A 25328-nucleotide genomic window follows, 5' to 3' on the forward strand; every position below is an offset into this window, starting at 1 on the left:
TCAGGCAATCTCGCGAATAAACGGGTTTACAGCAGGGGGTACCAATTGATCTTTAGTGCATAAGGCACCAAAGAAGTTGGCACTTTCCTGAATGACTTTTTTACGGTCACGGTCAATTGTTATCATATGGTAGCTGTTCTCCAACGGTATCATCTTGACGGGGCCTGAAACCGAACGGGCAACAAGTCCCGAATTTGTTTCCATATTGGCAATGTCATCATGGTTTGAATGCATGATAAGGCAGGGAGCTTTTATATCATGCAATTGCGCCGCGGTTTGTTTTGCAAGTTCTTGCATCTCGGCAAGCGAACCGAGCGGATTTCCCGCAAGTCCACCTTTGGCACTGTCGCCTGAAAGCATACTTTCGGAAACGGTTTTGCGTATCCGCTCGTCTTTCAAACCATAAGGCGGCCGTTCGATAAACACACTTTTCTGGAAAATGCCGAGCGCTTTGAACCATTTCAACAAAAAGACAGACCGCTGGATATAACGAGGGATCGACCAGCCGTCATAAACAAACGTCGGACCATATACGCCAACACCTTTTACATTTTCGGGATGATCGGCGGTGTATTTGAGCGCCAGAACCGCACCCATAGAAAGTCCGCCGACAAACATTGTATCAACATGTTCCAAAAGACGATCTGCCGCACGTATGACACTATCATACCAATCATGCCAGCTTGTTGCCAGCAGATCATTTTCATCACCGCAGTGGCCTGCAAGCTGCATCCCGTAGACAGTAAAACCGTGCTTATGCAAACCTTTGCCCAGAATTTGCATTTCGGCCGGTGTGCCTGTCAAACCATGAATGAGAAGAACGCCAGCCCGACCACCTTTATAGAAAAAGCTGACATCGGTAATCATGAAGCCACCCTTTCGCGGGCTTTTTCCGGCCGTTGCAATTTGTGCCAGATTTGCATGATTTCGGCGAAGTTATCGACCTTGATGTGGTCAATGCTGTTTGCTGCACAATAATCGGCAAGTTTTCCTTTGGCGAGTACAAGGTCTGCTTTTCCGGCCGCGCAAAAATCCGACGTACCATCGCCGATATAAAGGGTAAATCCGTTACCCGCATTGGCAAAATGGCGGCATTTGCAATTGCCAGCCGGGCAAGCAACATTTTTGTAGGGAAATTGTAACTGCCAATTGTCATTACCGGCATAAAGAAGACGGTTTGCGAAAACCTTGACGTTTTCGAGACCATAACGTTTCAAAATAGTGCGGATGCTATAATCAAGCCCGTCGCTTAAAATGGCAATATCGACACCTTGTTCGTCAAGCAAATGGACAAAATCCGGAAAAGCAGGATCGATTTTCATTTCATCAAGACATTTTTTAAGCTCGGCAGGCGAGGCCTTGATAAGCGCAATCTGCCTCATCATGCATTCACGTGCACCGATTTTGCCCGAAAGCCAATCCTGTTCGATTGCTTCCCAGTTCGGAGATGCAAATCTTTCCAGAAGAACGTCTGTCACGTCATTATCGGCAATCGTGCCGTCGAAATCGACAAAGACACGGGAAAATATGGAACCCTGTGAGAATACGGGAGCGCTCAAAGCTTGAAAAGCATTCGGGAACGTTCTTGTCATATTCGTCTTAATCTCCAATAGAAGCCATAAACCGGAATTAGGTCAGCTTGATACATAGCGACCTTTTACCTATAAACAATAGAGACGAATATGCGTTCTTTGTTGCATTTCTGTAACCGAAAAGAAAAACCTGCATGAACAAAAAAATTCTTATAATAGAAGATGATACAAGGCTTGCCGAACTCGTTGCCAATTATTTGAAGCGACAAAACTATGATGTCGAGGTGCATCCTCGCGGCGATACAGCCGAGGAGGCCATCAAGCAATTGCTGCCTGATCTCGTTATTCTTGATGTCATGCTGCCCGGAAAATCCGGTTTCGATGTTTGCCGTGATGTGCGTCCTTTCTATAAAGGCCCGATATTGATTATGACGGCAAGCGAGGATGATATTGACGAAATTATCGGGTTGGAACTCGGTGCTGACGATTATATGTCAAAACCGGTCGAACCGCGCCGTTTGCTTGCCCATATAAGGGCGCTTCTAAGGCGCAAAGAAAGCGAAACTGTCGACGAAAACCATCCTGAAAGCGAAGCATCACCTTCGTCGCGCACCAAACTTGTTTTCGGCAATCTTGTCATCGACAAGGAAAACCGCGCGGTGCTGATTGATAATAAACCGGTTGATTTAACTACAGCCGAATTTGATCTTTTATGGCTTCTTGCAAGCCATGCCGGACAGATATTATCCCGCGACGATATATTGAATGCTTTGCGTGGTATCGAGTTTGACGGGTTGGACCGGTCGATTGATGCACGTATTTCAAGGCTTCGCCGCCGGCTTGGTGATGACCTTGAAAACCCGCGTTTTATCAAAACAGTGCGCGCCAAAGGGTATCTTTTTTTGCAATGGGAAGGCGAATGAGAAAATAGGCTGAAGCCATAATCAAAACCGGGGAGCCAAGCCTTACAAGAAAGATAGCAGGAAGAAGCAAATAAAAAGGCATAAAATCTGCCAGTGATTTAGCCTAAAATCTGCCAGTGATTTAAAAAGCGGATAATCGGGCTATATTTTTCGGGAAAGCTAAGCAGAAATACGTGAAAATGCGAATGACGGCAATAATGGGTGAAATGCTATGACGAGCGAAGAACACGATGGATTACAGAAAAGCCGTCGTCGAATGGTTATCATCCGCTCGATCAGTGTGCTTGTCATTTTGTTCTTTTTGCAAGGTGGCGTTGCCTATGGCACGTTACAATTGTTCCTTGCTTTGCCTGCCAACTGGACCGGCATTATTGACGACGCGGATATAGAACGCGATGCCCATCAGGGCACTGTCTATATGATTGATCGTGCGATCGCAAGCGAGCCGTTGAAAAAGCCGTCGGATGTGCTGCAAGAATTGCAGCCGCATTTTCATTTCCGCCTCACTTACATCGAAAAACCCGACCATTTTTCCGACGAGGTTCAGGAACAATTCAAATCCTATGACCTCGCTTATGATGATGAAGACGACCATATCTATGCAAAACTGCAATCGGGTGGCTATTTGAAACTCGGTCCGCTGATTACAACAGATATTAACGATGCCAATGCCAGCGCAATTTTCGTTCTTCTGGCACTGCTTACAATTGTCAACGCAGTGCTGTTTTTTGCCATTTTATATTTTGCTTTTTCCACATTGTGGCGCGAGGCGCGAGCCATCAGATTGACAGCCAATGCGTTAGGCGAAGGAAACCTGACAGCACGGGTTCCAAAAATTCGCAGCGAACCGTTAAAAATGATCGGCCATGTTATCAATGATATGGCAACCCGTCTTGAACTTCTCGTCGGTCATAGCCGTACTATGATGCATGCGATGGCGCATGAATTCCGCACACCTCTTGCCCGATTGCGCTTCGGCTTGAGCATGTTGGAAGATTCCGATCCGGAAGAAAAAAAGAAGCTTTACGCAGGAATTGACAAGGATATAGACGAGCTTGAACAATTGATTAAAATATCGCTCGATTATTTCCGCATGAACAACAAAAATATGCCGACAAAGCTTGAAAATGTCCATATCAAGCGTTGGGCAGAAAATATCATTGATGATCTGTCATTGTTGAAGCCGAAAGGATTTGAAGTCAGTTATAATATTGCCAATGTGGATAGTTCCATTGATCCGAAATTGGCTGCAATGGCGTTTCGCAATATTATACTGAACGCTTTCAAATATGCCCGTTCAAAGGTTTATATCCATGTTTATAAACAGGATGATGCGCTGATTTTTGAATTTGATGATGATGGGCCGGGCGTGGCAGAAAGCGCCAGAGAGGAAATATTTTCGCCTTTTTTCCGGCTTGATAACGATAAATCCGGCTCACATGAGGGGTATGGTGTCGGCCTCTCGTTTGTGCGTGCTATTGCCGAACTTCACCACGGTTCGGCTTTTGTCCTTTCAAGCCGCCTGGGGGGCGCACGTTTTGTCATGCGCTTCGGGCTTTAGCGCGGGAAAAATACGGCTTTCTTAAAAATACGCCTTTTAAAGATAAGCGGAAAGCGTTTCGATGAGCTTGCTATTCAACTCATGCTGTTCTTTTTGCCACTTTGTAACGAGTTCGTCGGAAACGGTTGTTTGCCCGTCAAGTTTACTTAACAGACTTTTCCAGAAACTGTGATAAGTGTAATTGGAAACTTCTCCGGTAATATCACAGGCTTCAAGTCGGGAACCGATATTGGTGATAAGGTCGGTCAAATGCCGCGGTTCCATCTCTCCCTGATCCCAATTGGTATGAATAAATTGCGGCGAAAGCGCATCCTTGTCGATTGACAGATAGACGGGAAGATTTTCCTTATAAATGCTGCTGATAAAGGCCGACATCATGTCATCGACATTGGCAAATGTCTGGAAAGCATTTTTCAAGCCCAGAATATTTGCCCAGCTTACATCCACTTTTGTCGACCAATAGGTCAATTTGCCGGACATAAGCGGCTTCAAGCGGTTTTCGACAGCATGTTTGACACCAATATCGCCGGAGGTAATGCCAACGACGTGAACATGGTCGACAAATGGCAAAGAAGCAGCATGACTGATCCATGAGCCACAATGGATACCGAAAGGATAACGCATATTGTCGGGATGGTTATCAATCACAATGAGCGTTAAAGGTTCTTGTTTGATATGTTTGTGACAATGTTTTATCAACAATTGGCTGACATGGTGATAATCGCCACTTCCAAGAAAAACCGCTCCATAAGTTTCCGGCATCTGCTTTTCAAGTTCCATTTCGAGCTTACGAAAATTAGAAAAAGTCGTAGCGTAACGGATACGGTCTTGCCACCCGCTTAAATCGATATTGATCGAATTGTCGAATGTTCCCACACTATTGTCAAAATCGAGGATAACCGGATTTTTCATCAGTTTTGGTCTCCTTGAAGTTCAAGATGGGCGTCACTCTCGAAATGATGCCGGAAGTGTTTCAATATCGCTCGCAACAAAGGATTGCGAATATAGACGGCATGGCGTGTATAAACGAATTTTGCGCCAAGATAGGCTTTGATTTCAGGATCGGTCCAACCGGCAACATAATATTTGAAGCCATTGAGGCGGGCATATTCAAGATTGAAAAACCAGCTTATGAAATAGAGATTATTGTCGGTTGCAAGCGGGTAATCGAAGCCGATATATTTATCGACAAGCATGTTTTTATAGGCAAAACAAATATTGTAACCGATGAGCTTGCCACTTTTTTTATAGACAACAACCCGCAGGCTTTCGTCGCCCGTATGTAACAAATCGTAGAAAAAATCTTCGCTCAAAAGATCGAAATGGATTTCGCTCTGTTGAAAGACCTGCAAATAAAGCTGGTAGAAGTGTTTTATCACCTCGTCACTTTGAAGATAAGGCGAGTTGGCGGTTAAAACATCAATTTCCAGATTTTCCATGGCACGGAGTTTCCGACGAAAATCCTTGCGGCGATTTTTAGAAAAACGGGAAAGAAAATCATCCTGTGAAGAATAATCGACCGGTACATAGGCAAGCGCTTGACCGGAAACAGAAATAAAGCCCGCCTGTTCCAATTGTTGGAGAAAATCCGCAGTTTTTCTCGCGTCTTCATCGGATATAAGAGGCGAAGGGGAGGGCAAGTCTTTGACAATGACAAGCGGGAAATTTTTGCCTTCTTTTTCTTTCAAGAAAAGCGCCGCTTGAGTTGCATCAAAAGGCGTGGGCAGTGGAGAAAATTCCGAGACAGTTGTGCCGACAAATAATGTTTTATACTTCAACAGCCGTGACCAGAATTTATAGAGCGGTATTTTTTTCAAACGCTTTTGATCTTCATTATCCATTGTTGTTGTGAGATCAAAAAGAGCTGAAAAAACCGGAAGTCCGACCTCGGAAATATCAGCCTTGAAATCAACAGGCGGGTGGCGCAAAAAATCGCTTAAAAGATAATCCGGTTCAAGCTTGTTCGACCAGGCTTTAATGGCGTTGTCTATCTCTTTTCGATTTCCCATATTTCACCGGTTTGTCTGTCAAATTTCTTGAAAGAATCGGGTTGAAATTCGCTTGTGCGTCTAAAATTCCCAATGAGCCAATTATCGGCACGCCGGATAAAAAGCCTGAAATTTCAAAAAATGCGAAGAATAAACTTCAACACTTAATGTGAAGGCAAACGCGTCTCCCCTCACGCCCATTGTTTGCCGGATCGGCTTAAACGCCGATCCGGCAATGTTTTATTGTTCTTTCTTTGCACGTGTAATCAATTGGTCAAGCAGCGAAATTGCTTTGTCAATTTCTTCTGTTGTGATGAGCAGTGACGGTGCAAGTGTGATGACGTTTTTATAATAGCCACCGACATCGAGAACCAGTCCGGTTTTTTTGCCCTGCCAGTCAAGGTCGCCCGAAAGGCCGATATCGACCATGCGATCAAGAAGGGCTTTATTCGGTGTGAAGCCGTCTTCGGTACAAATCTCGGCACGCAAGGCCAAGCCCAAACCGTCAACATCACCAATTTCCGGATGACGTTTCTGAAGATCTTGCAATCCTTCGAGAAAATGTTTGCCCTTTTCCATAACCATGGTTTCATAATCGGTTTCACCAAGCATATGGAAAACTTCAACACCGAGCGCAGTTCCAAGCGGGTTCGAGGCGAATGTTGAATGGGTTGACCCCGGAGGGAATATTTTCGGATTAATCAATTCTTCACGCGCCCAAAGGCCACCCAAAGGATTAAGACCATTGGTGAGCGATTTGGCGAAAACAAGAACATCAGGGGTTACGCCAAAATGTTCAATCGACCATAATTTGCCCGTGCGATAAAATCCCATCTGGATTTCGTCGACGACAAGAAGAATGCCATGCTCGTCCAGAACTTTCTTGATGCCTTTAAAGAAGTTCCTCGGCGGAATAACGTAACCGCCAGTCCCCTGAAGAGGCTCGATATAAAAGGCAGCGTATTCGGTTTCGTCAGCTTTCGGATCCCATACGCCATTATATTCTGTTTCAAACAGGCGGGCGAATTCGTTGACGCAATGTTCGCCATATTCTTCAACGGTCATTCCTTTAGGACGACGGAAAGGATAAGGGAAGGGCAGGAACATGGCGCGTTCGCCAAAATGGCCGTAACGACGGCGATAGCGATAGCTTGATGTGATAGAAGAAGCGCCCAATGTGCGACCGTGATAGCCACCTTCAAAGGCAAACATCAGGCTCTTTCCGGCCTTGGCATTACGAACGACTTTCAGTGAATCTTCGATACATTGCGAGCCGCCGACATTGAAATGGATACGCCCGTCAAGGCCGAATTTCTTCTTCATATCTTCGGCGATAATCTTTGCCAATTCGATTTTTGTCGGATGCAAATATTGGCTGGCAACCTGTGGCAAGGTGTCAACCTGCTTTTTTAACACATTATCAAGGCGGGGATTCGCATAGCCGAAATTGCAAGCCGAATACCACATTTGCAGATCAAGGTAAGGAACACCTTCGAGATCATACATATAGGAGCCTTCGCAGCCAGCAAATACTTTTGGCGGGTTTACATAGTGGACAGTGTCACCGAAGGAGCAATATTTTGCTTCATCGGCAAGTAGCCGAGACTCGAAAGCCTTGGCATCAGCGTTTGTCATTTTTTCTGGTTTTGCCATATTTGCACTCCAAACTAAAAGATAGTCAGAATTTTAGAGCTAGAAAGCGTTAGGGCTGTTGTGTTTGTGTTTTGCTTTAGTAACAAAACTTGTCTTTTAATCCGGCCACGTGGAAAATTATGGTTACAAAGTCGGATGAATCGGCCGAAAATGTCATAAAGATAGGTAATGTTCGTCGTTTTCAGCAGATTGACGCAATCAACCGACTTTGAAATATCCGTGGTCATGAACCATAGCGAATAAAACAATTGGCAGACCCATTGAATCTGCCAATCGAATTTTCAAAAAAATCTCGTATAAGTTTGTAACCTTATATAAATTTGCCTCTAAGCTTCATCTCTCTCATTAGGGATTTTTGCATATACAATAAGAGCAACAGCGCAAATCAAAGTAATGATGACCTGTGCAATAGCAAAACCCATAGCAGACAGGATGGTTCCCGTTTCATTGAGCAAATATTGTGCAATCATCGGCGTCGAACCGGCAAATATCATTGAACAAACCTGATAGGTTACCGAAATTGCCGTATAACGAACCTGGGTAGGAAATGCTTTTACGAGAATACCCGCAAGAGCTGCATAATAGAGCGAGTGCGGGACGGTTGCCAAAGCCATACCGATCATTGCTAACGGCATGGATTTTGTCTCGATGAGTGAAAACATCAGTGGCAACATGAAAATTTCAGGAATAAGCATCCATGTAACGGTTTTTCGTAAATCGAATTTTGAAGCCAGAATAGCACCGAAAGGCTGCACCAGAAGTTGGACAAAGATAGCAACACTGACAATGGATAGAAATTCGGTTCTTGTAAAAAGCTTTTCATGAACCGCCCAGGCAAGCGCAAAAGTTGTTTTGAAATAGGTTGCCGTGACTGTTATGATCGTCGCACCAATTCCCAGCAAAACGATTGCCTTATATTTTTTTAATACGTCTGCAATCGGAAGGCGGGCAACCGCTTTTTCTTTCTGTATTTTTTCCATTTCGGGTGACTCATCCACACTGATGCGGATGATAAGACCGATGATAACCAGAATGGCTGAAAACATGAAAGGCAAGCGCCATCCCCAACTGAGGAACTGTTCATCAGGCAATGTCGAGAAAAATAGAAAAACCAGGGTTGCAAGCAGATTTCCCGCAGGTGAGCCTTGTTGTGCGAAGGCCGCATAAAAAATAGATTTTCCTTTTGGCGCATGTTCGGCGGAAAGAACCACGGCACCGCCCCATTCACCTCCCATTGCCAACCCCTGGATCAATCGCAAAACAACGAGTAGAATAGGCGCAACAATACCGACATTTTGATATACCGGTAAAAATCCTATCAAAGTTGTACAACACCCCATTAACAGGAGCGTTGCTACCAATGTTTTTTTGCGGCCGATACGGTCACCCAAATGGCCGAAGACAATTCCGCCGACAGGTCTTGCAAAAAAGCCCACCCAAAACGTTGCGAATGCAGCCAGAGTTGCTGTTCCCGGATCTGTTGTCGGAAAAAACAATTTTCCCAAAACCAATGCAGCGGCCGTGCTATATGCATAAAAATCATACCATTCGATTGTCGTTCCGATGAAAGAGGCAATACCAGCTTTACGTGCGCGACGTGTTCGTTCCTTTATATTTTCTTCCATAGTTTGTTTTGTCCAAGATAAAATATGAATATTGTTAAACGGGGACGTTCAAACTTGGGATGTATTTGAAGTTCCTCCCCCTGAAATCGGACCACCTTTTAAAAAGCCTCCTGGCGGTCATTACGCAAAACGACAGAACACCTTTTGTCGCAAGCTTTGGCAAAGCTTCCGGCTGAAAGTTAAAAATAGGCTGTCGTTGATCCTCCCAATAGATTCCATAAATGGAATACTCTCTAAATAATGAAGGTTTTTATTTGAATATCAAGGGAAAAATGCGTTGGCTAAACGATATATCGCATAATCCAATCAGTTTTTTTTGAACGAAATAGTAAGTTACGGTATGGCTTCGGGAAAATGCATTGATAAATCGGGAAGCCTTAAAAAAATCGTTAAGCTAAAAAACATTCCGCGTTGAAATCTGAATGGTGAAATTTAAACGGGAAATTTTGCAAATACGCATCTGGAATGTTCAGATGATGTCTCTTAATAAAACTGCTTGGCATGAATGGCCTTTCATGCTTTCAATAACGCTTTCTGGAGTTCAGGTTTTTTGCGTTCGTTCACTTTGCGCGTGAGATTTTGCGGAGAAGAAAATGAAAACAGCACTTGTGTTGCAACATCTCGAATTTGAAAATGCCGGTTTGATCGGGAATATTCTTGGCAAACGGGGATATGAGCTAAAAAAACTTGACGCGACGAGAGATGACATTTCTTCGTTTCGGTTAACCGAAGCGGATGTTGTCGTTATTCTAGGGGGTCCTATCGGCGTTTATGATGGCGCACGCTATCCTTTTATCAATCAGGAATTGACGCTCATAGAAAATTTCTTAAAAATCAAAAAACCGATGATCGGTGTATGTCTGGGAGCGCAATTGATTGCAAGCGTTCTCGGTGCAAAAGTACAACCGATGGGTAAAAAAGAAATCGGTTTTTCGAGTTTGCAATTAACCGATGAGGGGCAGAAAAGTCCACTTGCATTGATCGGTACGACACCGGTTCTTCATTGGCATGGTGACCAGTTCGAGATTCCCGATGGTGCGAAGCGTCTGGCAGAAACCGGCATTTGTCCCAATCAGGCTTTTTCTTATGAAAATGTTTTGGCATTACAATTTCATCTTGAAGCCGATCTCGATTATTTTGAACATTGGTTGGTAGGCCATACCGCCGAGCTTTCGCAAGCCGGAATTGATCCGGTTAACCTTCGCAATGATGCAAAAAAATACCAAGGGGATTTGAGAATAAAAGCTGAAAAAATTTTCAATCTCTGGAGTGAGGAATTTTTGAAAAATATCTGATTTTTGCAAAATTGCTTCCGTCGACAGGGTAATCTCACCAACGGAAAATCTTGTTTTGTGAAGGTGAATTGAAAACGGCTGTACCGCTTCATGCATTGATAATTCTTTTTGAAGATTGTGCTTTATAAAATTTTACACGAATTTCATTCCAGTTTTTGCATAAGGTAAGGCGCGCTCTTTTTAAAATCGGTTGCAAAACTTTTGCCCCCCGACATCGCGTAACTTCGTTTGATTTTTGCCGTGATTTAAAATGAAAAATAAGGAAATAACTGTTCCGGCTTTTTTATTAATCGTAAAACAGAAGTGAAGTTATTCTGCCTGTTGTTATCAAGGCAGAATAACCGGATAAGGCGTTATTTCCGGTTTTACCAGTCCAAAGGCCAAATGTTTTCCTGAAATATTCAGAGCTATTCGGGAAACAAAATCACATATTCGGGTAAACGGGTCCTTCGCCACCTTGTGGGCATGTCCAAGTAATATTCTGGTTCGGATCCTTGATGTCGCACGTTTTACAATGGACACAATTTTGCGCGTTAATGACATAGGTTTCCCTGCCATCCTTTTCGATCCATTCGTAAACGCCAGCGGGGCAATAACGTGTCGAAGGTCCGGCATAAACGGTTAGCTCCGATTTTTCCTGAACATCAAGCGAGGTGACTTTCAAATGGCAAGGCTCGTTTTCCTCATGATTGGTATTTGAAAGAAAGACACTCGAGAGGCGGTCAAAACTGACAACACCATCAGGTTTCGGATATTCTATAGGTTTATGTTTTTCTGCCGGTTCAAGATATAGATAATCCGGCAGGCCATGCGACATTGTACCAAATAATGAAAAGTGGAAGAGCGTTTGGCACCACATGTCAAAGCCGCCCAGACGGACACCTTTTTTCGTGCCATATTTTGATAGCAACGGTTTGACATTACGTACCGGATAAAGATCTTTTCCGATTGCACTGTCACGCCAGCCATTTTCTATTTCTGTAATTTCATCATGACTGCGGCCGGATTTTATCGCATCGGCAATGGCATTGGCAGCATAAATGCCGGATAACACCGCATTATGCGATCCCTTAATGCGGGGAACATTCATAAAACCGGCCGAACATCCGATCAAAGCGCCACCCGGAAAAGTCAATTTCGGTACGGATTGCCACCCGCCTTCGGTCAGAGAACGGGCACCATAGGCAATACGTTTGCCACCTTCAAATATCGGGCGAATAGCCGGATGTGTTTTGAAGCGCTGAAATTCTTCAAACGGAGAAAGGTAAGGATTTTTATAGTTGAGGTGGACAACAAATCCGACAGCAATCTGGTTGTTTTCCATGTGATAGAGGAAAGAGCCGCCACCTGTCGCATCATCAAGCGGCCAGCCCAATGTATGCTGGACAAGCCCCGCATGATGCTTTTCCGGATTGATCTCCCACAACTCTTTTATGCCTATGCCATATTTCTGGGGTGAGCGCCCTTTATCAAGCTCGAACTTGTTGATGAGCGTTTTTGCGAGTGAACCGCGTGCGCCTTCCCCAATCAGCACATATTTGCCGAGAAGTTCCATACCCCGCATATAATTGGGGCCTTGGCTACCATCTTTTTCAACGCCCATATCACCTGTTGCAATGCCTGTAACAGCCCCGTCTTCATTATAAAGAACTTCAGTGGCAGCAAAACCGGGATAGATTTCGACGCCGAGGGCTTCCGCTTTTGTCGCAAGCCACCGGCAAACATTTCCCAAAGAGACGATGTATTTTCCATGATTGGAGAGAAGTTTCGGCATAATCCGGTTGGAAATCTGCTTGGCTCTCGTCTCGTCCAACATGAAAATATGGTCTTCTTTTACCTCCGTTGTGAAAGGATGATTTTGTTCATTGCGCCAGTCAGGCAAAAGAGTGTCAATCCCGATCGGATCGACAACAGCACCGGATAGAATATGGGCGCCGACTTCAACACCTTTTTCAACGATAACAACCGAAAGATCGGGATTGATCTGTTTCAGTCTTATAGCTGCCGAAAGGCCGGCCGGACCGGCACCAACGATAACAACATCAAATTCCATGCTCTCGCGCGGAGGTAATTCATTCATTTCAAAGTGCCTTTTCAAGCTCCGGAATAACGTCGAAAAGATCACCAACCAATGCATAATCGGCGATATGCATCATGGGTGCATCTTCATCCTTGTTGATTGCCACGATGACGCGTGAATCTTTCATGCCTGCAAGGTGCTGGATAGCACCGGAAATGGCAACTGCAATATAAAGATCCGGTGCAACAACTTTTCCGGTCTGTCCGACTTGCCAATCATTGGGGGCGTAACCGGCGTCAACGGCTGCACGGCTTGCACCCACTGCAGCACCGAGCTTGTCGGCAAGCGGAAGCAGAATAGACATGAAATTTTCTTCCGAGCCGAGGCCACGTCCACCCGAAACAATGATTTTTGCCGAAGTGAGTTCGGGCCGGTCACTCTTTTTAACCTCTTCGCCGATATAGCGTGACAAAGACGGGTCTGCTGCCGGTGTAATTTTTTCAATTGTTGCTGTACCGTTTCCGGCTTTTGCCTTGAATGAAGCGGTACGCACTGTAATGACCTTTTTGTCGTCCGTTGACTGGATCGTTTCAATAGCATTGCCCGCATAAATCGGACGTTTGAATGTGTCGGGCGAGACAACCTCGACAATGTCCGAAATCTGCATGACATCAAGCGATGCAGCAACCCGTGGCATGATATTTTTGCCATTGCTGGTCGATGCCGCCATGATGACATCATAATCTTTGCTTTGCGCAACAATTGTTGCAGCTACCGGTTCGGCCAATTGCTGTTCGAGATAGTCGGCTTCTGCCAGAAGTACTTTATGGACATTGTCGAGTTTTGCGGCCTGTTCGGCAACCGTCTGTGCATTTTTTCCACAAACGAGGATATCGACATCGCCACCGATTGCATGGGCTGCGGTTAAAGCTTTTGCTGTCTGTTCCGACAATTCCGCATTGTTATGTTCGGCCAATAAAAGAATGGTCATATTGAAATCCTTCCCTTGATGCTCAGAGGACGCCCGCGTCATTTTTCAATTTTTCGACAAGTTCGGCAACATTTTTAACTTTCACGCCTGCCTTGCGGGCCTGTGGTTCTTCCACTTTCAGGATTTTTAGTCGCGGCTGGCTGGAAATATTGAACTCGGAAAGTGTTTTTTGCTCGATCGGCTTTTTGCGTGCTTTCATAATATTGGGAAGCGAGGCATAGCGCGGTTCATTCAAGCGAAGATCAACGGTAAGAACAGCCGGAAGTTTGACTGCAATGGTCTGTAAACCACCATCGACTTCCCGCGTTACAATAGCCTCGCCATCCTTCAGCTCAAGCTTGGAGGCAAAAGTGGCCTGTCCCCAACCGAGAAGAGCCGCAAGCATTTGGCCTGTCTGGTTGGAATCGTCATCAATAGCCTGTTTGCCGAGGAAAACCATATCCGGTTTTTCGCTGTCAACCACCGCCTTCAGAACTTTTGCAACCGAAAGCGGCTCGATTTCATCATCTGTTGTAACCAGAATTGCCCGATCAGCACCAACGGCAAGAGCGGTCCGCAATGTTTCCTGTGCAGCCTGCGGCCCGACACTTACAGCAACGACTTCACTTGCGCGACCGGCTTCTTTTTCGCGAACAGCCTGTTCAAGCGCTATTTCGTCAAACGGATTCATCGACATTTTGACATTAGCAAGTTCGACACCTGTTCCGTCACTTTTTACGCGCGGCTTGACGTTGTAATCTATCACACGTTTTACAGCTACCAATATTTTCATAGGCCTATCCCTTTGCTAGAACCGCTGATCGTTTCCATTGTGCATTCGATGTTATTCGGTTGGCAAGATAATGTATAGAAGCAACATTACCTTAATCCAACCATTTTTATTGACTTTCGGGTTTGAAACCTTCCGTCAATCAAGCAACGAGTTTGCCATAATGAATGACATTCTCGATATGCACATCGCTTGAACCAAAAAGCATTTCAATCATTGTTAAACGACGGAAATAATGCGCGCCGATATATTCCATTGTCATGCCGATACCGCCGTGAAGTTGTACCGACATTTGCCCTACAAAACGGGCAGATTTATTGATTTGCGCTTTGGCTGCAGAGAGAGTGGCAAGACGTTCCTGTCGATCCTGCGCATTCAGCATCATCATCGCATAATAGCTCATGGAGCGGGCTTGCTCGGATGCAATCATTATATCAACGGCTTTGTGTTGGAGTGCCTGAAAACCGGAAATAGCGACACCGAATTGCACACGCTGTTTCAAGTAATCGACAGTAAGATGCAGTAGTTGATCCATAATGCCGGCAGCTTCTGCCATCATCGCAACCATACCTTCTTGCAAGGCACGTTCGATAACGGGAAAAGCTTCGTTTTCCTTGCCAAGGCGGTTTTCTTCGTCAATCAAAACATTTTTGAATGTAATGTTGGACGCACGCCCGCCGTCGGCGCTCTTGTAATGAGCGGCTTCAACGCCTTTTGTGTCTGCTGGCACGATAAACAAACCAAGGCTCTCTTCAGGTGCTTTGTGTTCGCCGGTTCTGGCACTGACAATATAATAATCGGCACCTTCTGCATAAGGGACGACCACTTTCGTACCATTCAGCGCATATTGATTTCCACTTTTTTTAGCAGACAATTCGATATTGAAAGGATCATTGAAAGTTTTTGCCTCATTATGGGCAAATGCAAAACGTTTCTGACCTTCAATCATAATAGAAAGCAACTTGCTCTTCTGGCTGTCATTTGCAGCTTTCGACAATATGACGCCGGGAATAACAATATTGTTGAGATAGGGAGCGGCCACCAAACCCCTTCCCAAGGCCGACATGACAATGCCGGTTTCTTCGATACCATAGCCAAGCCCGCCATCGGCTTCCGAAAAAGGCATCATTGTGAGGCCCATTTCCACCAGTTGTTGCCAATCGGCATCGCTAAAACCGCGAGTATTTTTCCGGGCGTTGTCAATAGCTTCCAGTGTCGAGAATTTTTCGCGAACAAAACGGCCAATGCTGTTTTCCAACATGGATTGTTCTTCATTAAGTTGAAAGTCCATTTTAGCCTCACATTCCCAAAATTGCTTTTGCAATTACATTATGCTGAATTTCGTTTGAACCACCATAGATCGAAACCTTGCGTGTGTTCATATAAAGTCCGGGAACACCACGGGCCCAATCCACACCGTCAGGCAGAGCTGCTGCATCACTTCCCGCCAATGATAACGGGCCGGCAAGTTCAAGTAATAATTCGGTTGATGCCTGCTGAAGCTCGGAACCCTTGATTTTTAAAATAGATGATGCCGGATCAGGTGCTTTATCGCCTGCAACTTGTTTTGATAAAACGCGCATTTGCGTTATTTCCAATGCCTTCAATTCGATTTCAAGCCAGGATAGCCGTTCCCTGAAACCGGTATTTTCCCACATGGTTTTCTGATGATAAGGAACAGTTTTGGCAATTCGTTTGATCCGCGATACACGTTCTTTGGTAAGCCCCAACCGTGCAATTCCGGAACGTTCATTCGCCAAAAGGAATTTGGCATATGACCAGCCTTTATTTTCTTCGCCGACAAGATTTTCGGCCGGTACTTTTACGTCGGAAAAGAAAATTTCATTAACTTCATGTCGCCCGTCAATGGTAATAATGGGGCGGATAGTGATGCCGGGGGTTTTCATATCAATAAGGATGAATGATATACCTGCCTGTTTTTTTACATTGGGATCTGTTCTGACGAGACAGAATATCCAGTCCGCATATTGACCGAGTGTTGTCCATGTTTTTTGTCCATTAACAATGTAATAGTCGCCTTCACGAACAGCTCTTGTTGTCAATGATGCGAGATCGGAACCCGCGCCCGGTTCGGAAAATCCCTGACACCACCAGTCGTCAAGATTGGCGGCACGTTTCAGAAAACGTTCTTTTTGCTTTTGGTTTCCGAATGTAGCAATCACCGGACCAACCATAAAGCAGTTGAACTGGAGGGGAAGGGGAACTGCATTGTAGAGGACTTCCTCGGTAAAGATATAGCGCTGGATAGGCGTCCAGTCTTTTCCCCCCCATTCAATCGGCCAATGCGGTACAGCAAGCCCTGCAGCGTTGAGAATACGTTGCGAGGTCACCATTTCTTCTTTGCTCAAACTCTCGCCGGCACTTACCTTTTCCCGAATTTTTTCGGGAATTTCGGTTTGGAAAAAATGCCGCAACTTATCGCGGAATTTCAGCTCTTCATCAGTAAAACGCAAATCCATAATGACACCTCAATTAATTTCAAAAAGTCCGGCACATCCCATGCCGCCGGCTACACACATTGTAACAACCGCATAACGTACACCGCGTCGTTTACCTTCTATCAAAGCGTGGCCGACCAATCGTGCACCGCTCATTCCAAAGGGATGCCCGATGGCGATCGCCCCGCCGTTGACATTGACAATTTCCGGATCAATTCCCAATGTGTCGCGGCAATAGACAGACTGCGATGCAAACGCTTCATTGAGTTCCCACAATCCTATGTCGGAGATCTTCAAATGATGGCGTTGCAGTAATCGGGGAACCGCAAAAACGGGACCGATGCCCATCTCTTCAGGCGAGCAGCCGACCGACACAAAGCCACGAAAAATACCGAGTGGTTCGAGATTTTGTTTGCTTGCCTGTGTTTTGGACATCAGCACACAAACCGAAGCACCGTCGGATAGCTGGCTTGCATTGCCTGCTGTCACAAAACGTTCGTCTTTAACCGGATTAAGTTTTGACAATGCTTCAAGTGTTGTGCCGGGGCGGTTGCCTTCATCCTTTGAAAGGGTAACGGTTTCTTGTGTAACCTCGCCGGTCTCTTTGTTGGTTTTCGAGCAAATCGTTGTAATGGGCACGATTTCATCATCGAAAAGGCCTTCTTTTTGTGCTTTGGCAACCCGCCTTTGACTTTCTACAGCAAATTCATCCTGCGCATGTCTTGATATATTGTAGCGTTCTGCAACAAGATCGGCCGTGTCGATCATTGACATATAAATTTCCGGAATATGTTCTTTAAGCCAGGGATTGACGACAAGGTCACGCCGTACATTCGGCTGGACAAGGGAAATGGATTCTACCCCGCCAGCAACCATAGTCGGTACTTTGTCACACATGATGCGATGGGCAGCATCGGCAATTGCCTGTAAACCGGAAGCGCAAAAGCGTGAAACAGTAACACCCGAAGATTTTACCGGTAATCCCGCAATAAGCGATGCATGGCGGGCGACATTGCCTCCCGTTGCTGCTTCCGGAAAGCCGCAACCAAGAACGACATCTTCAACATCGGCCGGATCAATACCTATTTTATTTATGGCTGCTTTGATACAATGGGCAGCGAGATCCGCACCATGTGTCAGGTTGAGACTTCCGCGAAATGCTTTGCCAATCGGCGTTCTGGCAGTCGAAACAATAACAGCTTCATCCATTTTCTCACTCCCGAATTAAACGATTTACACGGTGTTATGCCGGTCTTCCTCTCTTATGACCGGCAATTGTAAAATCGTATGGACTGGTCTTTGACCGATTGGTTTTAATCCCGTTCAGTCTTTCCTCTGTTCAGTCTTCAAAATGCTTGTTCGATTTGACCAATTGTTCAAGCAATGGCGCAGGTTTAAGACTTTCGTCACCGAACTCTTCGGCATAATGCTCAAGCCTTCCGGCAATGAGCTTCAGTCCTTTATGGTCGGCATAATAGATGGGGCCGCCGCGCCAGACCGGCCAGCCATAACCGTTGCACCAGATGACATCAATGTCACCGGGACGTGCAACAATACCTTCTTCAATAATGCGGGCGCCTTCATTAATCATGGGATAAATCAGGCGTTCGATAATTTCATCATCCGATATGGGGCGACGTTTTATGCCAAGCTTTTTCGATACATCTTCAATAAGCTTTTCAATTTCAGGATCGCGTTCGCCTGTCCTTGAGCCATTTTTATAAATATAATAGCCACGTCCGGTTTTCTGACCGAAATATCCCAATTCGCAGATAGCATCAGCGATCGGAAAGACTTGTCCGATTGCTTTGCGGTTACGCCAGCCAATATCAAGTCCGGCGAGGTCGGAAACGGCATAAGGCCCCATTTTGAACCCGAAATCGGTCATTGCCTTATCAATCTGCCATGGCAGGGCACCATCTTGTAACAATTTTTCGGAAGCTTCCGTTCTTCTTGCCAGCATCCGATTGCCGACAAAGCCATGACAAACGCCAACAACAACCGGAATTTTACCTATTTTTCTGGCAAAATTTACCGAACCGGCCAAAACCGGTAACGAAGTTTTTTTGGCTCTAACGACTTCAACAAGGCGCATAATATTGGCGGGTGAGAAAAAATGAAGTCCGAGTACATTTTCGGCGCGGGCTGTAACGCCTGCAATCTCGTTCACATCAAGGTAGGATGTGTTGGTTGCAAGAACAGCGGAAGGCTTTGCAATTTTATCAAGTGCGGTGAATATGTCTTTTTTCACCTTCATATCTTCAAAGGCGGCTTCGATAACCAGATCGGCGTGAGCTGCATGGTCAAGGCCGATTTTACCTTTAATAGATTCAACGCATTTTTGGCCGGCTTCTTTGGTCATCCGGCCACGTTCAACGAGGCTCTGATATGTATCGGCAATTTTTTTCAATCCACGCTCTAATGCTTCGGGATTTGTTTCAATAAGCGTAACAGGAAAACCCTTGCTCGCCGCTGCCATGGCAATGCCCGAACCCATTGTTCCGGCGCCTATGACTGCCAGCGAGTTTATCGTAACAGGGGTTGTATTTCCGGTGTCGATTTTTGCGGCAGCGCGTTCGGCAAAAAAAGCATATCGCATAGCTTTTGAACGTTCATCATTTTGCAAACAGGAAAAATGCTTTCGTGTACGCTTGAGATTATCTGCAAAGTTTTCGTGAAACCCTGCCTGCATCGTGTCGATAAGAGCTTCAATTCCGGGATTTTCCGACTTGTGCTTGAGTTCTTTTTGAACCAGTGCATCAAAGGCCTGTTTATTATCACGGCTAACAAAAGCTGCATCGTCCACACGGTTTTCATAATGTTCGGCTACAAGCGTATTTGCCAGTTCTATTGCTTCTCCAACAAGATCGCCATCGGCAATAACCGAGACGATTCCATTCGACAGGGCGGCTTTTGCAGAAAGCGGTTTTCCGCTTTTTGCCAATTCAAAGGTTTTGTCAGCCCCTATGATGGGAGGCAAAAGTTGTAACGCTCCCGCACCGGGAATGAGACCTAAATTGATTTCAGGCAGGCCGATTTGAGCTTTTGGCCCTGCTATACGTTTCGAGCAGCTAAGAGCAATTTCGGCACCGCCGCCAAAGGCTACACCGTTGATTGCAGCAACCACCGGTTTTTTGAAATGACGAATTTTTTCGATAAGATCGACAAGAACCGGAGACTTTGCCGGTTTGCCGAACTCGGTAATATCAGCACCTGCAACGAAGACATTCAGTTTTGAAGCAATGACTGCCGAACCAATGGCTTTATCGGCAGCGATTTTGTCCAAAGCTATGTCGATTTGCGACCGAAGCGCTTGGGACAAAGCATTCACCGGCGCATTATTAAGCCATATAATTCCTGTACCATCTCGTACTTCAAATGAAACAATGTCCGTCATTATTTACCTCCCAGCAATGAAAACGCCCCACAGCCAATGTCGAAAGCTGACCATTTCAACCAATTGATAGATGCAGAATGATTTTCGACACGTTCAGGAATACGGTTTGTAGAACCTACTCCCCCCTATGGAAACTCCAACCATTATTCTGCATAATGGAAAATAAAATGCAATGTCAAAGATCGAGTTTTGTTCACAATTATGTTTGCTGTGGTTTTTCAATCTACGAATTATCGGAATAAAGGAGATTTTTTTAGCAAAATAACATTTTCACTCGCGCCGTTTTGAAAAAGGTATGTCGCGTCAAAGTTGATTTTTACAAAAATATTCCGGTAGTTTGAATATTGTATCCGTTAAAAGATTGCCCGTTTGCTTTGATAAAAGGGGGTGCAGGCAAAGATTGAAAATAGCTATTTTTCGTCTCTTATTCCGCCATGCAGAAAAATATTGACGGGTTCCGGTGAATTGGTTATCGTTGCCAGACAAGGGGTTGTCTGGGAGGAACTTTGCAACCTTTTTCACAAAACAAATACATAGAAGAATAGTGTAATCATACTATACTAAAATATAGTATAACCACTAATTTTAAATATAAAATAATATTATTCAAACAGATATAACGGGAGGATGCTATATGGTTTGGAATAAAATTATATCCTTATTTATTGCAGCAATAGGTATATTTATTTTTTCGGGCGTTTCATTTGCCGAAGAATATGTTGTTGGTGCTCACCTGCCATTAACAGGGGCTTTTGCACGGGCAGGACAGGCTTATCGCGAAGGTATGTTGGTTGCCGAACATCTTCATAACCTCAATAGTGAAACGAAAGTAAGATTCGATATTGTGGATGATGAAAGTACTGCAACCAAAGCGGTGACTGCTGTCGAAAAATTTGCAAGTAGCGGCGATGCGGCGATTATCGGCGGTTATGCTTCAAGCATTATCGGGCCTGCCTCGGAAGTTTCCAATCGTTATGGCGTTACTTATATGACGGCGGGTGCTGTATCGGAAGAACTGACAAGACGGGGATTGAAAACCTTTTTCCGCGTCAATAACAATGGCGGTTATGCGGTTGCAGTCAATGGAATGCTTGACGAACTAAAACCGACAAAAGTTGCAATTTTTGTCAACACGCGTAGCGATGCTCCCAGTCTGCTTGCCAAAACGGTAGGAGCCCATCTCAAACAGCAAAACATAGAATTTGTTGAATATCCTTTCGACGCTTCAACCACCAATTTCCAACCGTTGGTCAACCGGATGCGTTTGCGCGACAAACCGGATGTTATCCTGATGATTGTCTATGAAAATGATTACATCGGAATTTTGCGTGCGGCTAAACTTATCAAGCCTGATGTCAAGGCTATGGTTGGAACATGGAGTGTCGCGACAGTCAAAATGCAGGAAGATTTTCCCGATCTTATGGAAAAAGTGATCGGTGCTGCTTTGATCTCCTTTCCGGCGGCTTTCAATGACGAGGAAGGCAAAACCTTTCAAGCAGCCTATAAAGAACTTTACGGCAAGGATGTCGATTATCAGGCAGTTTACGGTTATGTTCAGGCGAAACTTCTTTTCGATGCAATTGATCGCCTGGCCAAAAAGGGTTCATTCGACCGGACAAAACTTTCCGACGAATTACGTGCCGAAGAAGTTGACAGCCTGATTGGTAAAATCAAGTTTGATGATACCGGCGAGAATATCCATTTTTCGCTGCGTATGGCCCAGCATCAAGGCAAAGAACTGCCAATTGTTGCACCATTAGACCAAGCTACAAAACCGCTTCTGTTACCGGCTCGTCCCTGGTGAAGGGTGCTAAACCGCGTTGTTTCGTATGCAATACGGAATGATTTCTTTTCTCAAAAATCAAGAGTTCTATGATGGATTTATTGCTACCGGCAATTTTTACAGCACTTACAATAGGGGCGGTTTATGCATTGATTGCTTTAGGCCTTGCTCTTGTTTTCGGTGCGATGAAGATTATCAATCTTGCCCATGGCGAACTGGTACTATTGGCAGCCTATATCGGCTACATGTTTGAAAGCCAGTGGGGGTATAACCCTTATCTTGCAATTCCGGTAGCGTTTTTGGTGGTCGGGCTCATTGCATGTCTCATTTTTATCTTGCTCAACCGGATAACCAGACAACGCGAACTGAATTCGCTGATATTCACCTATTCGTTCGGTATTATTATTACCAATGCAATTCTTATCATAGCGCGAAACGAGCCACGCATGAGTGCCGATATGCAGGAAACGGTCGAACCGCTTCTCGCAATTGATATTTTTGCCACTTACAGTCAGCTTATTGCGCTTGTTCTGGCAATTCTTCTCATGTTGGCTTTGTGGCTTTGGCTCAAAAACAGTTGGTACGGGCGGGCGGTGCGCGCTGTCACTTCAAATCGTAATGCAGCCAAGCTGATGGGTATCAACCCCGTTCGCACCGAGCTTATTTCATTTGTTATCGGTGCCTTGCTTGCGACAGTCGCCGGAATAGCACTTTATACTTTTCAGCCGATCACTCCCGGTCTTGGACATATGCTGACGATCAAAGCCTTTATTATCACGGTGCTTGCCGGTATCGGTTCGATTCCGGGTGTGTTGATAGGTGCGATTTTGCTGGCTCTGGCCCAGACTATGACCGAAAGTTATTTCAATGCGTCATTTGCCAATATGGTTTCGATGCTGCTTTTCCTCGGTGTACTGATTTTCCTTCCGAATGGTCTTTTCGGCAAAACACAGCGGAGAGGTTAGAAAAATGGCAAAGCTTCAATCTTCTATTTTGTTTGTCTTGCTCATTATCATTGCAGGCGTGTTGCCATTCTTCCTGAATGATTATTATCTGATGACGATTATCTCGTCATTGGTCATTGCGGGGCTTGCCTTGTCATGGGCGATGCTTTCCAATCTTGGTGGCATGACGAGTTTCGGCCATGCAGCGTTTTTTGGAATAGCATCTTATGCGAGCGCAATTGTTACCATGCGCTGTGGAGTTCCGGTTTTGCTTGCTGTTCCATTTGCGGCAATTATCGCGGCTCTTTCAGCCGTCTTGATGTTGCCGATTATAAGATTGTCAGGGTCCTATTTTGCTCTGGCTATTCTTGGTTATGCGCAAATTTTCTATGGTCTGGCTGTCGAAATGCCGCAATGGACAAATGGTTCTGCCGGCATAAGCTCCATCCCGCCGCTTCCGGAAGTTTTGGGAATCGATTTTTCACAACGTCTTGGTGCTTATTTTCTGATGCTTGCCATCATTCTGGTTATCGCATTTATCTATGGTTCCATTCTGCGTTCCAGAACCGGTTTGGCATTGAAAGCTATAGCCGAAAGCGAGGATGCAAGTCTGGTTGTCGGTGTCAATGCTGTCAGGCTCAAATTTCTCATTCTCTTGTTATCGGCTTTCATTGCAGGACTTATCGGTGCTTTTAATACGCATCTCATCGGCTCACTCAATCCGGATGATGCATTTTCTGCCAATTGGAGCCTTTTGCCGATCATTGCCGCTATTTTTGGTGGCTCCCGAACATTGTGGGGGCCGGTTATCGGTGCTGTCGTGATCTATCTGTTCGACCAGATTGTTGCAAAAGAATTTTTTGCGGCTGTTTTCCATACTTCGGTCGGCCACCAGATCATTCTGGGGATTATTCTGGCAATACTTATTCTCGTTGCTCCGGATGGACTTTTATCGCTCTTTTTCAAGAACAGGAAAGCTCATGCTTGAGATAAAAAATATTACAGTCCGGTTTGGCGGCCTTGTTGCTGTAAACGATGTGTCTTTCAGCGTTGGCAGCCATGAAATTCTGGGGCTTATCGGTCCCAACGGTGCCGGTAAAACAACGCTCTTCAATGCAGTTTCGGGGCTTGTTCGCCCGACACTCGGCCATGTCATTATGGACAAAAGCGATATAACGCGATTGGCACTTTATAAACGTGCCCGTCTGGGATTGGGGCGCACCTTCCAGATTCCGAAGCCCATGCACCATCTCACAGTACGGGAAAATCTGATTGTTGCCCAAACTTTCGGCGCTCGCGAGAATAATCCGGAAAGGATAGATGAAATTCTGGAATTATTGGAAATTAAACATAAAGCCGATAGCGATGCGGCGAGCGAGCTTGCCATGCAGGAACTCAAACGGCTGGAAATTGCCAAAGCGCTAGCAACCAGACCGAAATTGTTACTGCTTGACGAGGTGCTGGCCGGCCTTGAAAGTCAGGCAAAACGCCTGTTTATGGAAAAATTGAAGCAGATCAATTCAACGCTTGGTATCGGAATTATTATTGTTGAACATGACATAGAGACAATTTCCAAGCTTTGTTCGCGGGTTATCGCATTGAATTTCGGCCAATTGATTGCCGACGGGACACCACGCGAAGTTTTCACCAACCCGAAAGTCATAGAAAGTTACACAGGTGCAAGTCATGTTGAAGATTGAAGATTTGCATACCGGTTATGGCGCGATCACGATATTGCGCGGTGTATCGCTCGAGTTTCCCGAAAAGCAATTGACAACCATTGTCGGTCCGAATGGCGCAGGCAAAACCACTTTGTTACGGGCAATTACCGGACTGTTACCATATCAGGGAACCGTCGAAATAAACGGCAAAAACGTTGCGGGAAAAAAGACTTGGGACTTTGTCGGTGTCAAACTCGCAATGGTTCCGGAAGGCCGTATGATTTTTCCGGATATGACAGTTGAAGAAAATCTCGCTTTGGGAGCTTTTGATAAACGCTGCCGTGCAACTTTTTCTTCCAAAGCGGAAGAAATGTATGTTTTGTTTCCCAAATTGAAAGAACGTCGTCTCCAATTGGCGGGGTCACTGTCAGGCGGCGAAGCGCAAATGCTTGCAATGGCGCGTGCATTGATGTCGGATCCCGAAATTCTTCTGATCGATGAACCTTCATTGGGGCTTTCACCGGTCATGGTGAAAGAGGTCTTCAATATTATCGGCCGCATGAAAGAGCATGGCGTAACAATTGTTCTCGTCGAACAGAATACCCGTATGGCCGTCAACATTGCCGATTTGGTCTATCTCATGCGCGATGGCAAGATTTTGCTAAAGCAACCGGCCGCCGATGTCGATCTTCATGCATTACACGAACTTTATCTGGCACAGGAGTAG

Annotated in this window: 21 protein-coding genes; 8 read left to right on the plus strand and 13 right to left on the minus strand. The window is 45.3% G+C overall.

What is annotated here, in order from left to right; genetic code table 11:
* Both BBC0122_RS02260 and BBC0122_RS02265 read right to left on the minus strand, forming a co-directional pair.
* Positions 1-867, minus strand: a complete 867-nt coding sequence (locus BBC0122_RS02260) for an alpha/beta hydrolase (protein WP_077990887.1) — start codon at positions 865-867, stop codon at positions 1-3.
* Complete coding sequence (locus tag BBC0122_RS02265; protein ID WP_077990893.1) at positions 864-1592, minus strand: MtnX-like HAD-IB family phosphatase; 729 nt, start codon at positions 1590-1592, stop codon at positions 864-866. Before BBC0122_RS02265 ends, BBC0122_RS02260 begins: the two co-directional genes overlap by 4 nt.
* A 134-nt stretch (positions 1593-1726) precedes the next feature.
* On the opposite strand from BBC0122_RS02265, the gene BBC0122_RS02270 reads away from it, so the two are divergent.
* Positions 1727-2455: a response regulator gene (locus BBC0122_RS02270; RefSeq protein WP_077990894.1), complete on the plus strand. Its 729-nt coding sequence runs from the start codon at positions 1727-1729 to the stop codon at positions 2453-2455.
* Between the two features lie 211 nt (positions 2456-2666).
* Positions 2667-4016, plus strand: coding sequence for an ATP-binding protein (locus BBC0122_RS02275; RefSeq protein ID WP_077990896.1), 1350 nt, complete (start codon positions 2667-2669; stop codon positions 4014-4016).
* A 36-nt stretch (positions 4017-4052) separates the two neighbouring features.
* Here BBC0122_RS02275 and BBC0122_RS02280 read toward each other — a convergent pair whose 3' ends face one another.
* The 4 genes from BBC0122_RS02280 to BBC0122_RS02295 all read right to left on the minus strand — a co-directional run bounded on the left by BBC0122_RS02280 (position 4053) and on the right by BBC0122_RS02295 (position 9282).
* The gene (locus tag BBC0122_RS02280; protein ID WP_077990898.1) at positions 4053-4928 is read right to left on the minus strand and encodes an arginase family protein; all 876 of its coding nucleotides are present in this window, start codon (positions 4926-4928) and stop codon (positions 4053-4055) included.
* Positions 4928-6025 carry a GNAT family N-acetyltransferase gene (locus tag BBC0122_RS02285; protein ID WP_077990900.1) on the minus strand — a complete coding sequence of 366 codons (1098 nt, stop codon included), beginning with the start codon at positions 6023-6025 and terminating at the stop codon, positions 4928-4930. Before BBC0122_RS02285 ends, BBC0122_RS02280 begins: the two co-directional genes overlap by 1 nt.
* A gap of 219 nt (positions 6026-6244) precedes the next feature.
* Positions 6245-7657 (minus strand): aspartate aminotransferase family protein, encoded by a 1413-nt coding sequence (locus BBC0122_RS02290; protein ID WP_077990901.1) that lies wholly within the window; start codon positions 7655-7657, stop codon positions 6245-6247.
* A 326-nt stretch (positions 7658-7983) separates the two neighbouring features.
* Positions 7984-9282 carry an MFS transporter gene (locus BBC0122_RS02295; RefSeq protein WP_077990903.1) on the minus strand — a complete coding sequence of 433 codons (1299 nt, stop codon included), beginning with the start codon at positions 9280-9282 and terminating at the stop codon, positions 7984-7986.
* A gap of 593 nt (positions 9283-9875) precedes the next feature.
* Here BBC0122_RS02295 and BBC0122_RS02300 point away from each other — a divergent pair.
* Entirely contained in the window at positions 9876-10577 is a 702-nt protein-coding gene (locus BBC0122_RS02300) for a glutamine amidotransferase (RefSeq protein WP_077990905.1), read from the plus strand.
* Positions 10578-11001: 424 nt separating this feature from the next.
* Here BBC0122_RS02300 and BBC0122_RS02305 read toward each other — a convergent pair whose 3' ends face one another.
* The 7 genes from BBC0122_RS02305 to BBC0122_RS02335 all read right to left on the minus strand — a co-directional run bounded on the left by BBC0122_RS02305 (position 11002) and on the right by BBC0122_RS02335 (position 20213).
* A complete protein-coding gene (locus BBC0122_RS02305; protein WP_077990907.1) occupies positions 11002-12657 on the minus strand; it encodes an electron transfer flavoprotein-ubiquinone oxidoreductase in 1656 nt (551 codons plus the stop codon).
* Position 12658: 1 nt separating this feature from the next.
* Positions 12659-13588, minus strand: a complete 930-nt coding sequence (locus BBC0122_RS02310) for an electron transfer flavoprotein subunit alpha/FixB family protein (protein ID WP_077990908.1) — start codon at positions 13586-13588, stop codon at positions 12659-12661.
* A gap of 22 nt (positions 13589-13610) precedes the next feature.
* Entirely contained in the window at positions 13611-14360 is a 750-nt protein-coding gene (locus BBC0122_RS02315) for an electron transfer flavoprotein subunit beta/FixA family protein (RefSeq protein ID WP_077990910.1), read from the minus strand.
* Positions 14361-14499: 139 nt separating this feature from the next.
* Positions 14500-15648, minus strand: coding sequence for an acyl-CoA dehydrogenase family protein (locus BBC0122_RS02320; RefSeq protein WP_077990911.1), 1149 nt, complete (start codon positions 15646-15648; stop codon positions 14500-14502).
* A 7-nt stretch (positions 15649-15655) separates the two neighbouring features.
* Complete coding sequence (locus BBC0122_RS02325) at positions 15656-16837, minus strand: acyl-CoA dehydrogenase family protein (RefSeq protein ID WP_077990913.1); 1182 nt, start codon at positions 16835-16837, stop codon at positions 15656-15658.
* 9 nt (positions 16838-16846) lie between these two features.
* Positions 16847-18025 carry an acetyl-CoA C-acyltransferase gene (locus BBC0122_RS02330; protein WP_077990915.1) on the minus strand — a complete coding sequence of 393 codons (1179 nt, stop codon included), beginning with the start codon at positions 18023-18025 and terminating at the stop codon, positions 16847-16849.
* A 130-nt stretch (positions 18026-18155) separates the two neighbouring features.
* On the minus strand, positions 18156-20213 hold the full coding sequence (locus tag BBC0122_RS02335; RefSeq protein ID WP_077990918.1) for a 3-hydroxyacyl-CoA dehydrogenase NAD-binding domain-containing protein: 2058 nt from the start codon (positions 20211-20213) through the stop codon (positions 18156-18158).
* Between the two features lie 634 nt (positions 20214-20847).
* Here BBC0122_RS02335 and BBC0122_RS02340 point away from each other — a divergent pair.
* From BBC0122_RS02340 to BBC0122_RS02360, 5 genes are all read left to right on the plus strand, one after another.
* Positions 20848-22017, plus strand: coding sequence for an ABC transporter substrate-binding protein (locus tag BBC0122_RS02340; protein ID WP_077990920.1), 1170 nt, complete (start codon positions 20848-20850; stop codon positions 22015-22017).
* A gap of 68 nt (positions 22018-22085) precedes the next feature.
* The gene (locus BBC0122_RS02345; protein WP_077990921.1) at positions 22086-22961 is read left to right on the plus strand and encodes a branched-chain amino acid ABC transporter permease; all 876 of its coding nucleotides are present in this window, start codon (positions 22086-22088) and stop codon (positions 22959-22961) included.
* Positions 22962-22965: 4 nt separating this feature from the next.
* The gene (locus BBC0122_RS02350) at positions 22966-23928 is read left to right on the plus strand and encodes a branched-chain amino acid ABC transporter permease (RefSeq protein ID WP_077990923.1); all 963 of its coding nucleotides are present in this window, start codon (positions 22966-22968) and stop codon (positions 23926-23928) included.
* Positions 23921-24640, plus strand: a complete 720-nt coding sequence (locus tag BBC0122_RS02355; RefSeq protein WP_077990925.1) for an ABC transporter ATP-binding protein — start codon at positions 23921-23923, stop codon at positions 24638-24640. Before BBC0122_RS02350 ends, BBC0122_RS02355 begins: the two co-directional genes overlap by 8 nt.
* Positions 24627-25328: an ABC transporter ATP-binding protein gene (locus BBC0122_RS02360; protein ID WP_077994429.1), complete on the plus strand. Its 702-nt coding sequence runs from the start codon at positions 24627-24629 to the stop codon at positions 25326-25328. Before BBC0122_RS02355 ends, BBC0122_RS02360 begins: the two co-directional genes overlap by 14 nt.

It is taken from the genome of Ditibartonella choladocola, from assembly GCF_002007565.1.
Classification (GTDB): Bacteria; Pseudomonadota; Alphaproteobacteria; order Rhizobiales; family Rhizobiaceae; genus Bartonella; species Bartonella choladocola.

Coding starts and splice junctions, on each gene's coding strand:
- BBC0122_RS02310 (WP_077990908.1), bottom strand. CDS start 13,588: ATGACCATTCTTTTATTGGCCGAACATAACAATGCGGAATTGTCGGAA.
- BBC0122_RS02290 (WP_077990901.1), bottom strand. CDS start 7,657: ATGGCAAAACCAGAAAAAATGACAAACGCTGATGCCAAGGCTTTCGAG.
- BBC0122_RS02350 (WP_077990923.1), top strand. CDS start 22,966: ATGGCAAAGCTTCAATCTTCTATTTTGTTTGTCTTGCTCATTATCATT.
- BBC0122_RS02340 (WP_077990920.1), top strand. CDS start 20,848: ATGGTTTGGAATAAAATTATATCCTTATTTATTGCAGCAATAGGTATA.
- BBC0122_RS02335 (WP_077990918.1), bottom strand. CDS start 20,213: ATGACGGACATTGTTTCATTTGAAGTACGAGATGGTACAGGAATTATA.
- BBC0122_RS02360 (WP_077994429.1), top strand. CDS start 24,627: ATGTTGAAGATTGAAGATTTGCATACCGGTTATGGCGCGATCACGATA.
- BBC0122_RS02280 (WP_077990898.1), bottom strand. CDS start 4,928: ATGAAAAATCCGGTTATCCTCGATTTTGACAATAGTGTGGGAACATTC.
- BBC0122_RS02270 (WP_077990894.1), top strand. CDS start 1,727: ATGAACAAAAAAATTCTTATAATAGAAGATGATACAAGGCTTGCCGAA.
- BBC0122_RS02285 (WP_077990900.1), bottom strand. CDS start 6,025: ATGGGAAATCGAAAAGAGATAGACAACGCCATTAAAGCCTGGTCGAAC.
- BBC0122_RS02275 (WP_077990896.1), top strand. CDS start 2,667: ATGACGAGCGAAGAACACGATGGATTACAGAAAAGCCGTCGTCGAATG.
- BBC0122_RS02325 (WP_077990913.1), bottom strand. CDS start 16,837: ATGGATTTGCGTTTTACTGATGAAGAGCTGAAATTCCGCGATAAGTTG.
- BBC0122_RS02260 (WP_077990887.1), bottom strand. CDS start 867: ATGATTACCGATGTCAGCTTTTTCTATAAAGGTGGTCGGGCTGGCGTT.
- BBC0122_RS02320 (WP_077990911.1), bottom strand. CDS start 15,648: ATGGACTTTCAACTTAATGAAGAACAATCCATGTTGGAAAACAGCATT.
- BBC0122_RS02265 (WP_077990893.1), bottom strand. CDS start 1,592: ATGACAAGAACGTTCCCGAATGCTTTTCAAGCTTTGAGCGCTCCCGTA.
- BBC0122_RS02295 (WP_077990903.1), bottom strand. CDS start 9,282: ATGGAAGAAAATATAAAGGAACGAACACGTCGCGCACGTAAAGCTGGT.
- BBC0122_RS02355 (WP_077990925.1), top strand. CDS start 23,921: ATGCTTGAGATAAAAAATATTACAGTCCGGTTTGGCGGCCTTGTTGCT.
- BBC0122_RS02345 (WP_077990921.1), top strand. CDS start 22,086: ATGATGGATTTATTGCTACCGGCAATTTTTACAGCACTTACAATAGGG.
- BBC0122_RS02305 (WP_077990907.1), bottom strand. CDS start 12,657: ATGAATGAATTACCTCCGCGCGAGAGCATGGAATTTGATGTTGTTATC.
- BBC0122_RS02330 (WP_077990915.1), bottom strand. CDS start 18,025: ATGGATGAAGCTGTTATTGTTTCGACTGCCAGAACGCCGATTGGCAAA.
- BBC0122_RS02300 (WP_077990905.1), top strand. CDS start 9,876: ATGAAAACAGCACTTGTGTTGCAACATCTCGAATTTGAAAATGCCGGT.
- BBC0122_RS02315 (WP_077990910.1), bottom strand. CDS start 14,360: ATGAAAATATTGGTAGCTGTAAAACGTGTGATAGATTACAACGTCAAG.